Annotated in this window: 1 protein-coding gene; it reads left to right on the top strand. The window is 58.3% G+C overall.

The window, feature by feature from the left end; translation table 11 throughout:
* Nucleotides 1–58: 58 nt before the first annotated feature.
* Nucleotides 59–278 (top strand): DNA polymerase III delta subunit-related protein (locus AAEZ02_RS22350; RefSeq protein WP_502959610.1); only part of this gene is annotated, 220 nt, incomplete at its 3' end.

Genomic DNA, 278 nt, shown 5'->3' on the forward strand with positions numbered 1-278 from the left:
TACTGAGGCACTGTCTATCGGCGTTGATGAAGTGCGTGAACTGGTTCGTCGAGCGGCGATGAATCCGGTCCACGGGTGTCACCAAGTTGTCGTCGTCGAAGATGCCGATCGCATCACTGAACGCGGAGCTGACGCCTTGCTTAAAGCTATCGAGGAGCCTGCGCCGAAAACCGTCTGGTTGCTGTGTGCCCCTACTCCAGAGGACGTCATCGTCACAATCAGGTCGAGATGTCGGCGCCTTCACCTAGCTACGCCGCGCGATGAGGCTGTGGCAGATC

The sequence above is a fragment of the Shewanella sp. T24-MNA-CIBAN-0130 genome, assembly GCF_040310185.1.
Lineage (GTDB): Bacteria > Pseudomonadota > Gammaproteobacteria > Enterobacterales > Shewanellaceae > Shewanella > Shewanella psychromarinicola.